The following is a 13,456-nucleotide window of genomic DNA, read 5'->3' on the forward strand; positions in this document are numbered from 1 at the left end:
ATTTGCCTCTTTTTGGTAAATATGGCTTTAGGATATCAACATTTAGGCAAAATAGGCAAAAATGTTCTATATATAGTGATATTATTATTTTTAGAATTTTCCCTGACATGACGGAATTGATCAAAATTGAGTGAAGAAACGCAACCGGGAATACAGGAAAGCGAGCGAGATGCGGCAGTAGTCAATATTGGCTCTGTTGGCGCCCCCACCTCAGCAACTCCTGTTCAAAGTCCTAACGGTGGCGGCACAGCACTCCCCCAAAGTTTAGTAGGCCTACAAAATCGTTATAAAGCGCTAAACGCTCAGCAGCGCCTGATTTTGTTCGCCGCAGTGTTTTTGGTGGTTGCCGTAATGGTGTTTGTTTCGGTTTCTGGAAGAAGTAAAGATGACTATCGAATCTTGTTTTCGAGTATCAATGAGCGTGACGGGGCTGCCATCGTAGCGGCTTTGCAGCAGATGAATGTGCCTTACAAGTTTACTGAAGGCGGGGCAGCAATCTTAGTGCCTGAATCCGCTGTTTATGAGACCCGTCTTCGTTTAGCGGGTCAAGGGTTGCCTAAGGCTGGTAATGTCGGCTTTGAGTTGCTGGAAAACCAGAAAATGGGAACTAGCCAGTTTGTCGAGCAAGTGAATTACCAGCGTGGCCTTGAGGGTGAATTGGCTCGCAGCATTAGCTCCTTAGCGCAAGTTAAATCAGCAAGGGTGATGCTGGCGATTCCCAAGCAGACCGCTTTTATGCGCGAGCAGGAAAAGCCTACCGCTTCAGTCATTGTAACGATGCATCCAGGAAGATTTTTAGATCCTCAGCAAGTAGCAGCTATCACGAATTTAGTGGGATCTTCGGTTCCAAATCTGGGTCCTGCCAATGTCACCATAGTCGATTCGGAAGGCAGTTTGCTCGCGCCAAATGCACAGCGCCTGGCCGGTTTAGACAGCACGCAACTGAAGTATGTTGCCGAGCTCGAAGGCGCACTTTCTAAGCGGGTGCAAGCGATTTTGGAACCTGTTACGGGCAAAGAAAATGTTCGAGCCCAGGTAACGGTCGATATGGATTTTGGTGAGTTAGAGAGAACCGAGGAAACCTTTGGTCGTAATTCGCCGCCTAACCAATCTTCGATTCGCAGTCAACAAACCAATGAGGCTGCCACTCCCAGCTCGACAACGTCAGGTGTGCCTGGCGCTTTAACCAATCAAGCGCCAGGGGCTGGGCAAGCACCAATTAACACTCAAGCGGCTGGCGGTGCAGCGGGGCCGCAAAATCTCAATGCACCCCCTACAAGTTCGGGTTCGAGTGCCAGTAATATTAAAAAAGACGCAACAATTAACTATGAGCTTGATCGAGCTATTCAGAGAATTAAGTCTGAAAAAGGGCAGGTCAGAAGAGTTTCTGCTGGCGTTGTGGTGAACTATAAACAGCCCCTTGGTTTGGATAAGGATGGCAAGCCCCGTAAGCCGATTCCCTACAACACTAAAGAGCTTGATCAAATCAATAACTTGGTGAGGGATGCTGTCGGTTTTTCAGAGAAGCGCGGAGACAGTGTCAGCGTTGCCAATATTCCGTTTAAGGTTGAGGTGAGTGATGAACCCCCGTTCTATAAGCAAGCTGGGGTCATTGAGCTAAGTAAAGAGTTCTTCAAGTTCGCCATTATTCTAGGTTCACTCAGCCTCATGTTTTTTGGAGTTGTGCGTCCTTTGCTCTTTCCTCCGAAAAAGGACGAAGTTTTGGAAGAGCAGCGTATTGAGGAAGAGTTTGACGAGAAGATTAAAGCGGAGATGGCACAGATGGATCCTCGGGCGCGTGAAAAGCGTCGCATGGAAGTTGAACTGTTGCGCGAACGCCAGCGCGCTGCGGAAGAAGAAGAGCGCGCAAGGGCTGAGGAAGAGCGTAAACGGTCTGAGGAAGAGAAAAAACGGATCGATGAGGAGAAGAAACAAGAGTACGAAGAGCTACTTCAGTATGCTAAGGATTTTGTGGAAAATAATCCTAGAGCAGTTTCTGCAATCTTTAAAGAGTGGCTATCTGAAGATGCGGCCAAGCAAAATGCAGGCGCAGCCGAAGCTGCCGCACCTGCCGGTTAATATGAGGAGAATCTGTTTTGGCTGATGAAGCTCCCGTAGAAAAAACGCTATCCATAGCAGATGCTCTTAAAGAGGGAGTCAAGTCTGCCCCTGCTGGTGGCACCATCTCTTTTGATGACTTGGACGGTGCTTCACGTGCTGCGGTTGTCCTGTTGGCTGTTGGCGCTGAGTCTGCAGCGAATGTGATGAGAGGCATGACGCCTTTTGAGGTGCAGCGACTCTCAGGAAAGATGGCTGTAGTGCGCTCCTTAAGTAGAGACTTAGTGCTGGAGGTATTACGGCAATTTAAGGATGTCACCGCCAATAATACGCAAGTTGCATTTGATACCGATGACTTCATGCAGAACATGCTAACCAAGGCAATGGGTGCAGAAGGTGCTTCAGATCTATTAGGCCGTCTTGAAAATACGCTTGATATGTCTGGTATCGAAACACTCAAGCGTATGGAATCCGACGTGCTTTACGAGCTCATCAAAAATGAGCATCCACAAATTATTGCAACGGTGATGGTCTTCTTGGATCCTACTCAGGCTTCTGCCTTGCTCAAGTTATTTGCTGATGAATTACGAAACGAACTCATCTTACGTATTGCTCTATTGGAAAAAGTTCAACCAGCAGCTCTGAAGGAGTTAAACGAGGTGATGTCTCGTTCATCAGGTCCAGACTCAGACTTCCGTCGCAGCAGCGTGGGTGGTGTAGTGCCTACCGCGGAGATTTTGAACAACCTCTCTGGCGGCTTGGATAAACAAGCCTTGGAAAACATCCGAAAATATAGCGGTGAGTTGGCCGATGCTATTCAAGAAAAGATGTTTGTCTTCGAAGACTTCTTGGAGCTTGAAGATCGTTCATTACAGACTTTAATGACAGAGGTTCCGCAGGAAACATTGATCATTGCATTAAAAGGCGCAAGTCCGAAGTTGCGCGAAAAAATCTTCAAAAATATGGCGAAGCGCTCTGCCGATACTGTGCGTGAAGATCTTGAAACAAGACCGCCTGTGAAGGTCATTGAAGTTGAGGCAGCCCAAAAAGATGTCATTGCAATCGCTCGCGCCTTGAGTGAAGAAGGTCGAGTCAATATGGAGAGAGGTAAGTCCGCTGATGCCTTCCTCTGATGAGGACTCCTTGCTAACGCGATGGGAGCCACCCTCTTTTGATCCTCCTAAACCTCCTAAGCCACCTAAGGTGGCTCCGATTCACTACCCCACCGTTGAAGAAGTTGAAGCGATTCGACATGACGCTTATGAAGAAGCATACGAGCTCGGCTCTAATGAAGGCTTTGTAGAAGGGCGAACAGCTGGATATGACGAGGGCAAGACTACTGGTTATGACGAGGGATATAAAGCGGGCTATCAAGATGCAGAACAAGAGACGCTGCGCTTGCAAAATGCTTTGGGACAACTTTTAGAGTCGCTTGTTGGAATGCCCGAGGCAATTGCAGCACCTTTAACTCAGTTTAGTTTTGAAATTGCCTCTCGTTTGAGTGCAAACAGTTCAATGGAGCGCGCCCCCTTTGTGATGGCGGTACAAGAAGCTTTGATGCGTTTGCCGCGACCTGGTGAGAATCTCTATTTGCGTTTGCGTTCTGAAGAAGTGGATACATGGAGAAAGATTGTTGAAGACCCAGGTTTGCCATTTAATTGCACGATCTTAGTAGATGCCGATGTACGTCCTGGGCATGCTTATGTCGAGGTGAGTGGCGCTCGTATTGATGTCGGATTTGAGGCACGCATGGCACTAGTGAAGACAGCTTTGGGTTTAGATGGCTCAGTTGCTCAAGATGACAAAGTCGTTGATCAAAAAATCACACCAAAACTTTTAGAAGATGAGTCTATTGGTGAGGCGCAGAGTTCCGATGCATCTCATGCTGAAGAAGATCATGATTTTGCGGAAGATGTTAGTAGCGATTCTGAAATGGAGGTTGAAACAGATTCCGAAATAGAACCTGACGCTGATCATCCAATCAATCCTGATGATCAGGTGCAGCCAGAGTGAGCGTGTTACAACCTCAGGAATTGGTAAGTCAGTTAGAGTTGCGTCGCCAACACTTGATGCAAACACCTTACTCCATTCGAGAGGGAAAATTAAAGCGCGTCTCTGGAATTGTTTTAGAGGTTGAAGGCCTGCCAATGAGTATTGGATCAGGCGCTACCATCCTCTCTGAGTTGGGTGGTAAGACTTACGATGCAGAGTGCATTGGCTTTAATGGCGCAATCACTTATTTAATGCCGATTGATGCGATGGAAAATATTTCACCGGGCGCATTAGTGTATCCAGCAAATACGCCATTTAATTCTGGGGCAGGTTACATCTCCAGTAGTGTCGGTGAACCTTTGACGATTGGCGAGAGTTTGCTGGGTAGAGTAGTCGATGGTTTGGGTCGACCTATCGATGGCAAAGGATATGGTGAAAAACAATTTTCACCCATCATTCAAAGAATGTTAAATCCCCTAGATCGAACTCCGATTCATGAACCTTTGGATGTGGGCATTCAAGCGGTGAATGGTTTGTTAACAGTGGGCCGTGGCCAACGCGTCGGAATATTTGCGGGATCTGGAGTCGGTAAAAGTGTTTTATTGGGAATGCTTGCGCGTAATTGCGTTGCTGATGTGATTGTGATTGGCCTAGTTGGCGAGCGCGGTCGTGAAGTACGCGAGTTTTGTGAAGATACATTAGGACCAGAATCATTTAAGCGTGCTGTGGTTGTTGCCGCACCTGCAGATGCTTCTCCCTTAGCGCGCTCAAAAGGAGCATCTTACGCAACCGATGTAGCGATTTGGTTTCGAGATCAAGGTAAGCACGTCGTTTTGATTGTTGATTCACTCACTCGTTACGCAATGGCTTTGCGTGAAATTGGTCTAAGCTTAGGAGAAGCTCCTGTAGCACGAGGCTACCCTCCTAGCGTATTTGCCCGCATGCCAGAGTTAGTTGAGCGCGTTGGAAATGGCGCCAACCCTGATGGTTCAATTACTGCTTTTTATACCGTCTTGCTAGAAGGTGATGACACCAATGATCCGGTTGCTGATACCGCACGCGGTATTTTGGATGGTCACTTCTTCCTTTCTAGAGAATTAGCTGATAGCGGGCACTACCCAGCTATTGATGTGGAGAAATCGATTTCTCGGGTGATGCCAAAAGTGGTGTCAAAAGAGCATTTACTCTCCGCTAGAAGAATGAAGCAGTTATACAGTCGGTATATGCGGGGAAGGGACTTGGTCTCGATGGGTGCTTATATTGCGGGGAGTGATCCAGAATTAGATGCTGCTTTGCAAGCCTGGCCAAAAATTCAGGCTTTCCTGCAACAAGATGCTGATGTAGCCGTTCCCATAGATCAAACAGAGGCTTTGTTGGCTGAAATTAGCCCGCCTAACCCATAAAGCTTATGAATGCCATCGAACTCCTTCATTGCTTAGCCAAAATACGAGAAGATCAGGCTATGGCACGGGCAAAGCGCGTTGCCAGTCAGGTAAATCAGCAAAAAGCCTTTAAAGATCAAGTACTTGACTATGCGAAAGATTATGAGGCTCAATTACTTGCTGGTGGCAAAGGCGGATCTTCAGTGGCATTCATTCAGGATGCCAATGCCTTTAGAGAGAAGCTGCTGCATAGTGCTATAGAGATGGATGATCAAATTCAGGGCATGACAAAGGCCTCTGAGGAAACCTTAAAAGTGGCTACTTTAGCCAGAATGCGCACTCGGGGGTTATCTAAATTAGTAGACAAAATGCACCTAGAGGCTAAAAGAAAGCAGGCTAAAGCAGAGCTAAGCCAATTTGAAGATAACTTCTCAGCAAGGCTGAGTTTCAAATCTGGCACGAAAGATGCATAGTTGGTAGTGTTCCTTTTGGAGAAAGCATGCCAACAGTTAGTCAAATACAGATGCAAGCAGCAATTAGCCCCATAAGTGAGGCTATTGCTCAACCGGGTAGTCTTGCCGGTGGCGCTGCTGTGCCTGCTGGTTTAGATACTTTCTTGGCATCCTTGAACCAAAAGATGGTGGCACGCTTGGATGGGCGTTCAAATTCTGATAAATCAGCGAGCCCTAAAGCGGATTTAGGCATCCTAAATATGCAAAATTTGCCACGTTTTGCAAGCCAAGTAAAAGAATCTGCAAAATTTACCGATCCTATGCAGTTATTGGCTGCTCAGCTAGCTGCACAGGGCCTCATTAATCCTGCCTTAGCCCAGACTGCAGTGGTCAGCCCATTGCTCAATGGCGGTAACGGCGTGAATGCAATAGATTCAGCTATTTCCTTATCAGGTCTAAATGTACCTAACGGGCTGGGTTTAAATGGTCAAAATATCGATCCACAGCAAAGCCGATTAATTACCCAATCGCTTGCTAAGGCGATGAAGGACGCAGGCCAAGCCAATAACTTAGGCGCTCAAAATTCACAAGTAACGCAACTAATGCAAATGTTGCAGCAAGCTAAACCCGTGAACGCTGCTCAAGCCAGTGCCTTAGAGCAGTTAAAGGGCTTAGTGACCCAAGCAGCTCAAGCACCTACCATCACACTGACCCAAGACCAAGTCAATGCGATTCGTGATCTGGCCCAGCAAAGCAATCTACCGTTAGCACCCCAATTGGCTAGCTTGGTGAATCCAGCAGCTCAAGCATCCTCTAACCAAGTACCTACCATCACACTGACCCCAGAGATCGCAAGTGCGATTCGGGAGTTACAGCAGCAAGCCAAACCGGTGAACGCTGCTCAAGCCAGTGCCTTAGAGCAGTTAAAGGGCTTAGTGACCCAAGCAGCTCAAGCACCTACCATCACACTGACCCAAGACCAAGTCAATGCGATTCGTGATCTGGCCCAGCAAAGCAATCTACCGTTAGCACCCCAATTGGCTAGCTTGGTGAATCCAGCAGCTCAAGCATCCTCTAACCAAGTACCTACCATCACACTGACCCCAGAGATCGCAAGTGCGATTCGGGAGTTACAGCAGCAAGCCAAACCGGTGAACGCTGCTCAAGCCAGTGCCTTAGAGCAGTTAAAGGGCTTAGTGACCCAAGCAGCTCAAGCAGCCCCTCAGCAAGCACCTACCATCACACTGACCCAAGACCAAGTCAATGCGATTCGTGATCTGGCCCAGCAAAGCAATCTACCGTTAGCACCCCAATTGGCTAGCTTGGTGAATCCAGCAGCTCAAGCATCCTCTAACCAAGTACCTACCATCACACTGACCCCAGAGATCGCAAGTGCGATTCGGGAGTTACAGCAGCAAGCCAAACCGGTGAACGCTGCTCAGATAATGCCAATAGCATCAACAGCAGAGCTTAATCTTGTTAATGCCACTGTTGCTACAACTCAAGCTGTAGATGAAAAGCTAAACACGAAGGCTCTTTCAGACCGTAGAGTTGGGGCTGATAGTAAAAATATTTCAGCTTTAAGCATTCAAAATTCTAAAAACTCTGACAGCACGCTCACCCCCTTGTTTGCTGGCCAGACATCCAAAGAAAATATCGGCCTTGATAATTCCATTCGTCCAAGGCTAGAGTCTGATTATCAGTCCAGCGAACAAGAAAAAGTGGCTGATTTAGTTGCTCAGGATGCCAATACTCTAAGCACTCCAAATAGCGGTCTCGCACGTTTAGACAATCAAACACCAGAAGCTATACAAAAGTTTCAAATCAAGCAAACAGAGACCTCTCTAGTGAGTGGTCCCTTACATAGCGAGATTATAAGTGCTGCTAAGTCGGGTGGCGGTCGCATCATGTTTGAGTTAACGCCGCCTGAGCAAGGCACGATTCGGATCGACTTACGCATTAATCAAAGTGGCCAGGCCCACCTAATAGTCGAGGGTGCGAGCGACGCTACAAAATCTCGCTTAGATCAGGGCGGCCAAAATCTGAAGCAAGAGTTTGCTCAGATGGGTTTAAATCTCTCACTAGATCTCAGGCAGGGCAATCAGTCACAACAGACCTCAGGACAGTCCTTTGCCAATGCCCGTCAGGACTATTATGCTAAGCAGCAGAATGTTGATTCAACCCCTAAAACCATGACAAGCACTGGTTTTATAGGTTCAGGTCATAATAGGACTGCAAGCGGTACAGTGCATCTGTTCGCTTAATATCATGAAGAATAAAGGGAATAAGCATGGCTGATGAAGAACGCGTAGAGCCTACCTTAGATGTAAATGGCGGAATACCACCCCCACCTGTCGTAGAGCAAGTAGAGGTTGAAGAAGAAAAGCCTAAAAGCAAAAAGATGCTATTTTTGATCATTGGATTAATAGTAGTGCTGGCCGCAGCAGTTGGTGGCTATTTCTACATGCAACATAACGCTGAGCTTAAAAGACAGCAAGAAGCTGAAGATAAACGCCCTGAAAATATTCTGAAGAAGCAATTGATGGAGCGCAAAGAGAATGCCGCTCCGATTTACATTGCTCTAGACGAAATGATCGTCAATCTCCCTGGCAGAGGGGGGGAACATTACTTACAGACGAAGATGGTCCTCAGGACAAACGATGGATCTACTGAAGATAAAATCAAGAAGTTCATGCCCGTCATTAGAGATAAGGTGATTACAGTTTTATCCTCACGCCAAATGCAAGAGTTGGCTACTGTAGAGGGCAAAACCATGATGGCGCGTGAGGTCGCACTAGTCATTAATTCCATTATTGCACCCCAACTAACTGCTATTTATATACTCCAGCAACAACCATCAACAGCTGATATTCAAAATTTAGAGAGAATTGGTGCTGTACCAAAAGAAACCTCTTCAGGTCAGAAGATTACCGGTGAGGCTGCCAGAGCTGCAGCAGAATTTTGGAATGTTACGGAGATGGATCTTCCTGTTCAGGCCGTACTATTCAATACTTTTGTAATGCAGTAAAATAGCAGTTAGACAGTCCACTTAGGAAGATATGGCGACAGGAGCAATCAATGTCGAGATGAACATTGCCGCTGAAGACCAGCAGTCAATGTTCGACAAATCGAAGATTATTGCTCGTCGGCGCATGCCGACGTTGGAGCTTATACACGAACGCTTTTGTCGGGCGGTACGTTTATCTCTGTTTAATATGATCCGCGCACCGATTGAGGTGCAGATGCATATGCCAAGTGTCAAAAGCTATGGGCAATTTGTGTCTGAATTTCCTGAGCGTACCAATATCAATATCGTAGGTATTCGCCCATTGCGTGGCGTAGGGTGCTGGATCGTCGATCCAGGTGTTGTTTATATCGCGATTGATAATATGTTTGGCGGTGAAGGTCGGTTGGCACCAAGGCTTGCATTACGCGAATACACACCGACGGAGTTGCGTATTATTCGTCGCCTGGTCGATGCGCTGCTCAACGACTATGAGAAAGCTTGGAAAGCGGTGTATGAAATTAAGTTTGATTTCATGCGCCAAGAGACTAATTTTGGATTTGCTAAGATTACCTCCCCAACGGAGATGGTGCTGCATTCCAAATTTACTATTGAGATTAATGGTAGACCAGGTGACGTTGACCTCTGTATTCCATTCTGGGTAATGGAGCCAATCAAAGCAATCTTGTATAACAATATGCAAGGCTTCGCAAGTGAACCAGATGAACATTGGACGAACTTATTAAACGACCAGGTTCATGAAGCTCCAGTGACTGCAGTAGCGGTATTGGCCCGTAAGCAGATGCTCTTGCGTGAAATTACCTCCTTATCAGTGGGAGATATCATCCCCATAGAAATTAATGATCCGGTTACTGTTTATGTGGACGGATTACCTGTGATCAAGGGGCAATATGGTGTAAAAGAAGGGCGCTATTCAGTTAAGGTGAGTACGATTCAGCACCCTGCAGAATTCTTAAAAAGCCCTCTAGAGAAGGCGCGCCTTGGACCAAGCATGATGCGAAGTGCTGAAAAAGGCGAGTTATATGAGCAACTTGCGGAAAATCCTCATGTACCTGCTGCAACGCGGGCTCCTGAACCCAATCAAAGAGATGTCTCAAGCGATACAATGGATCAACTTGCGGATACACTTGAGCCCAATGAATCCATGGATCAAACAGGCTCAGCACAAGAATAAAAGAGGATCAAGATGGCTGAAAACGACAATGATTTAGCAAAAACACTGACTAGTGCTGATGTTTCTGGATCCCTACGCAAGGCAACATTTAATAACCTAGAAGATGGCGCTAAAGCTGGCGCAGACTTTAACGATATCGATTTGGTGATGGATGTACCAGTTCAAGTGACAGTTGAACTTGGACGTGCCAAGATGCAAATTCGCAATCTCTTAAATCTGACTTATGGATCTGTAATTGAGTTAGATATTTTGGCTGGAGAGCCACTAGAAGTCGTAGTGAATGGTTGCCTAGTAGCTCAAGGGGAGGTAGTCATTGTGAATGATCGGTATGGTATTCGCTTGACTGATATCGTGACCCCCGCAGAGCGTCTGCGCAAAATTAATCGCTGATACTAAATGGGTACCTCAGTTGGAGGCATGTTGCTTTTTTCTTTTATTTGGCTGGCACTAGCAGCAGCACTTATTTGGGTTGTTGCATATTTAGTTAAGCGTGATTCCGCAGTTCGTGCAAGCAATCCCCACGTCATGATTTTGGCTCAGCAGGCTTTAGGCCCAAGAGAGCGAGTGATCATTGTGAACGTTCTCAATCGTATCCTAGTTATTGGCCATACACCCACTCAAATTAATCTGTTGACCGAACTAGACCCAGAAGATGTGGCCCATTTAAAGCCGCAGCCTAGTAATGTTGATTTTGCAAATCAGTTAAGGCAGCTGGTTAAGAGGAATATCCGTTGAAAAACAGAATCACCTTCCTCATGAGCGGAGTGATAGGGCTTTTGGGACTGTTCCCACTCATAGCATGGAGTCAGACTCTACCCCTCGTAACGGCTAAGCAGGCTGGTAGTGGCACACTATATTCCGTACCAGTTGAAACAGTATTGGCTATTACCGCACTCAGTTTTTTGCCAGCCGCCTTAGTACTGATGACCAGCTTTACAAGAATCATCATTGTATTTTCCTTATTGCGGCAGGCTCTTGGCTTAACAACCATGCCTCCCAATATTGTTTTAATTGGGCTCTCGCTATTTCTGACTTTATTCATAATGAATCCCGTCTTTGACTCGATTTATAAAACTGCATATCAGCCTTACTCAACAGGAAAAATGGGATTTCCTCAAGCGGTTGAGGTTGGCGCAAAGCCCTTAAAAGAGTTTATGTTGAAGCAAACTCGTAAAGATGATTTGAACTTATTCTCAAAGATGTATGGCAAAGAAATCCAAGCACGCGAAGATGTTCCGTTCACTGTCTTAATTCCAGCATTTGCAATTTCAGAAATTAAGACCGGTTTTTTAATTGGCTTTGTAATTTTCCTACCCTTTTTGGTGATTGATTTTGCAGTAGCGAGCATCCTCACCTCCCTCGGTATGGTGATGGTTTCGCCGATGATGTTTTCCTTGCCGATCAAATTGATTGTGTTTACTTTGGCAGATGGATGGGCCTTACTCTCTACCTCATTAGTACAAAGTTACATTAATTAATTACCATGGAGAGCGGAGTCATTCTCGATTTGGTATATCAGGCATTGAGGATGGCAGCAGTGTTAGCGGGACCTGTGCTGATGGCATTGCTGGTTGTTGGATTAATTATTGGTATTTTGCAAGCAGCCACCTCTGTTAATGAATCTACGGTTGCATTCGTTCCAAAACTCATAGTGTTTGCTGCCGTCATTGTCATCATCGGGCCGGTTAGTCTATCTTTATTTACAGACTATATTAAAGAGCTCTTTGCCCGCATACCAGGTTTAGTGAATTAGTTTATGTTGACCATTACCGGTCTTCAAATTGAGCAATACATGGCAATCTTTATGTTTGCCTCGCTCAGGGTTTTTGGGCTGTTTTTAACGTCTCCCATGTTTGCCATGCGCTCAGTGCCGATGCAATTTCGTTTATTTATTGCTTTGGCATTTGGTATTTATCTGATGCCAGTACTAGGGACCGATAAAATTCCTTACCCAGGTGAAATTACTTTTTTTGCTTCTGCAATTGAGTTGGCGATTGGCGCCTTCATTGGCTTTGCGGTACGTGTGGCATTTATGGTGATAGATATTGCAGCAGAGGTGCTCTCTTTTTTGTCGGGTTTTAGCTTTGCCTCCTCTAGCTTTCGGGATCCCACATTAGATTCAGGCTTAGTTGCCCAGTTTATGGGTTTAGTCGTATTGGCACTGGCTTTTTCGCTCAATGTTCATTTAGTGTTAATTGATATTGTGTTGACCAGCTTTAAAACAGTACCATTAGGTGTATGGCCTCAATCTTGGACATCTAAGGGATTAGTCGATTTATTTTCTGCCTCATTTCGATTGGGTTTAATTCTGTCAATGCCAGTACTATTGGTTTATACGATGTTTAATTTAACGCAAGCATTTTTGGGAAGAACTAGTCCTCAGATGAATTTATTTTCAATCGGTTTTGCAGTAAGCATACCGCTAGCCTTTTTGGTCTTCTTTATGATTTTGCCTGACCTACAAATTATTTTGGAGCGCTCGCTTGAGAACCCCTTACAGCTTATTCGACAAGGTGTGGAGCTACCTAATGCGCCATAAGTTCAAGATGAAATCCCTGATGCATTTTGCAGGCGGCACTTTATTTATGATTGCTAGCTTTTCTGCTTTGGGTCAGGGCATTAATGTATCCGATCAATCAACATTACAAACTGGCTCGATTGAAATAGTCATTAGTCCACAAGAGCAGATTGCTATACAGCAGAACTCACTGAATCAATCCCTCGATTCTTTGGATGATTGCGATAAGAAATTTCCTTTTCCAGTTGCTGTTGATAAGAGTGACCCATACAGTGACAAGGGTGCTGATATCTGTAAGAAGCTAAAAATTCGTGGGCAGCGCATGCAATGTGAAGTAGATGCGCTGCTAGAAGAAAAGCCTGTATCCAACACCACGGGTGCCAAAATTGAGCTAGCAGCTTGGTCTCGTTGCAATAGTAAGGTGGCTAATTTGCTGATTGAGGGCTATTACCTGCCTGCTAGCGAAATTGAAAGAAGATTACAAATTTGTAGCTCAAACTACTATGCTGATCCTGGTAAGCTCCCCAAGCTCGGATGGTATCAACGCTTCTTGAAGTGGTATACCAGTAATGATTTAACTCCACCACCAACCGATGCGGCCCTTGAGGTGGCATTAAAACAATCAACACCGCTCGATAGCCGACAAGATAGCGCTGGCTTAATGAAGTGTGAGTGGATGTTTAATATGAGTCGTACCCCTCAGGTAGATCCTTTGCCAAGCTCTAGCAATAGCATTACTGAGGCCAAACCCACCCCAAAAGCTCCGGCTAAAAAGCCTGCCAAGAAGTAAGCCCCCCCTTTTTTGATTGCGGGCTAAATAGCCTTTAGTGACTGAATAGCCAAAATAGGGCCATA

Annotated in this window: 14 protein-coding genes; all 14 read left to right on the top strand. The window is 45.9% G+C overall.

The window, feature by feature from the left end:
* Window positions 1–126: 126 nt before the first annotated feature.
* From fliF to ICN22_RS08505, 14 genes are read left to right on the top strand one after another with little or no spacing between them, the layout of a single operon-like run.
* A complete protein-coding gene (fliF, locus tag ICN22_RS08440) occupies window positions 127–2,079 on the top strand; it encodes a flagellar basal-body MS-ring/collar protein FliF (RefSeq protein WP_216170100.1) in 1,953 nt (650 codons plus the stop codon).
* 17 nt (window positions 2,080–2,096) lie between these two features.
* Window positions 2,097–3,191 carry a flagellar motor switch protein FliG gene (gene fliG / locus ICN22_RS08445; protein WP_216170102.1) on the top strand — a complete coding sequence of 365 codons (1,095 nt, stop codon included), beginning with the start codon at window positions 2,097–2,099 and terminating at the stop codon, window positions 3,189–3,191.
* Window positions 3,178–4,071 (top strand): FliH/SctL family protein, encoded by an 894-nt coding sequence (locus ICN22_RS08450; protein WP_216170104.1) that lies wholly within the window; start codon window positions 3,178–3,180, stop codon window positions 4,069–4,071. The genes fliG and ICN22_RS08450 overlap by 14 nt, the downstream gene beginning before the upstream one ends.
* Complete coding sequence (locus tag ICN22_RS08455) at window positions 4,068–5,453, top strand: FliI/YscN family ATPase (RefSeq protein ID WP_216170106.1); 1,386 nt, start codon at window positions 4,068–4,070, stop codon at window positions 5,451–5,453. The genes ICN22_RS08450 and ICN22_RS08455 overlap by 4 nt, the downstream gene beginning before the upstream one ends.
* Before the next feature lie 5 nt (window positions 5,454–5,458).
* Window positions 5,459–5,905 (top strand): flagellar export protein FliJ, encoded by a 447-nt coding sequence (locus tag ICN22_RS08460; protein WP_216170108.1) that lies wholly within the window; start codon window positions 5,459–5,461, stop codon window positions 5,903–5,905.
* A gap of 26 nt (window positions 5,906–5,931) precedes the next feature.
* A complete protein-coding gene (locus tag ICN22_RS08465; protein ID WP_216170110.1) occupies window positions 5,932–8,148 on the top strand; it encodes a flagellar hook-length control protein FliK in 2,217 nt (738 codons plus the stop codon).
* Between the two features lie 26 nt (window positions 8,149–8,174).
* Complete coding sequence (locus ICN22_RS08470; protein WP_216170112.1) at window positions 8,175–8,912, top strand: flagellar basal body-associated FliL family protein; 738 nt, start codon at window positions 8,175–8,177, stop codon at window positions 8,910–8,912.
* Window positions 8,913–8,943: 31 nt separating this feature from the next.
* Window positions 8,944–10,083, top strand: coding sequence for a flagellar motor switch protein FliM (fliM, locus tag ICN22_RS08475; RefSeq protein WP_216170114.1), 1,140 nt, complete (start codon window positions 8,944–8,946; stop codon window positions 10,081–10,083).
* Between the two features lie 12 nt (window positions 10,084–10,095).
* A complete protein-coding gene (fliN, locus tag ICN22_RS08480; protein ID WP_215329142.1) occupies window positions 10,096–10,473 on the top strand; it encodes a flagellar motor switch protein FliN in 378 nt (125 codons plus the stop codon).
* 27 nt (window positions 10,474–10,500) lie between these two features.
* Window positions 10,501–10,818 (top strand): flagellar biosynthetic protein FliO, encoded by a 318-nt coding sequence (fliO, locus tag ICN22_RS08485; protein WP_216170116.1) that lies wholly within the window; start codon window positions 10,501–10,503, stop codon window positions 10,816–10,818.
* Complete coding sequence (fliP, locus tag ICN22_RS08490; RefSeq protein WP_255533909.1) at window positions 10,815–11,561, top strand: flagellar type III secretion system pore protein FliP; 747 nt, start codon at window positions 10,815–10,817, stop codon at window positions 11,559–11,561. Before fliO ends, fliP begins: the two co-directional genes overlap by 4 nt.
* A gap of 5 nt (window positions 11,562–11,566) precedes the next feature.
* Window positions 11,567–11,836 (top strand): flagellar biosynthetic protein FliQ, encoded by a 270-nt coding sequence (locus ICN22_RS08495; RefSeq protein WP_215305976.1) that lies wholly within the window; start codon window positions 11,567–11,569, stop codon window positions 11,834–11,836.
* Window positions 11,837–11,839: 3 nt separating this feature from the next.
* Window positions 11,840–12,622, top strand: a complete 783-nt coding sequence (locus ICN22_RS08500) for a flagellar biosynthetic protein FliR (protein WP_216170118.1) — start codon at window positions 11,840–11,842, stop codon at window positions 12,620–12,622.
* Window positions 12,612–13,391 carry a hypothetical protein gene (locus ICN22_RS08505; protein ID WP_216170120.1) on the top strand — a complete coding sequence of 260 codons (780 nt, stop codon included), beginning with the start codon at window positions 12,612–12,614 and terminating at the stop codon, window positions 13,389–13,391. The genes ICN22_RS08500 and ICN22_RS08505 overlap by 11 nt, the downstream gene beginning before the upstream one ends.
* Window positions 13,392–13,456 lie beyond the last annotated feature (65 nt).

It is taken from the genome of Polynucleobacter bastaniensis (genome assembly GCF_018882205.1).
Lineage (GTDB): Bacteria > Pseudomonadota > Gammaproteobacteria > Burkholderiales > Burkholderiaceae > Polynucleobacter > Polynucleobacter bastaniensis.

Bases quoted from the DNA above. Each gene is read 5' to 3' on its own strand.
- ICN22_RS08450 (WP_216170104.1), top strand. From the start codon at position 3,178: ATGCCTTCCTCTGATGAGGACTCCTTGCTAACGCGATGGGAGCCACCC.
- fliO (WP_216170116.1), top strand. From the start codon at position 10,501: ATGTTGCTTTTTTCTTTTATTTGGCTGGCACTAGCAGCAGCACTTATT.
- ICN22_RS08500 (WP_216170118.1), top strand. From the start codon at position 11,840: ATGTTGACCATTACCGGTCTTCAAATTGAGCAATACATGGCAATCTTT.
- ICN22_RS08465 (WP_216170110.1), top strand. From the start codon at position 5,932: ATGCCAACAGTTAGTCAAATACAGATGCAAGCAGCAATTAGCCCCATA.
- ICN22_RS08495 (WP_215305976.1), top strand. From the start codon at position 11,567: ATGGAGAGCGGAGTCATTCTCGATTTGGTATATCAGGCATTGAGGATG.
- ICN22_RS08505 (WP_216170120.1), top strand. From the start codon at position 12,612: ATGCGCCATAAGTTCAAGATGAAATCCCTGATGCATTTTGCAGGCGGC.
- ICN22_RS08470 (WP_216170112.1), top strand. From the start codon at position 8,175: ATGGCTGATGAAGAACGCGTAGAGCCTACCTTAGATGTAAATGGCGGA.
- ICN22_RS08460 (WP_216170108.1), top strand. From the start codon at position 5,459: ATGAATGCCATCGAACTCCTTCATTGCTTAGCCAAAATACGAGAAGAT.
- fliM (WP_216170114.1), top strand. From the start codon at position 8,944: ATGGCGACAGGAGCAATCAATGTCGAGATGAACATTGCCGCTGAAGAC.
- fliN (WP_215329142.1), top strand. From the start codon at position 10,096: ATGGCTGAAAACGACAATGATTTAGCAAAAACACTGACTAGTGCTGAT.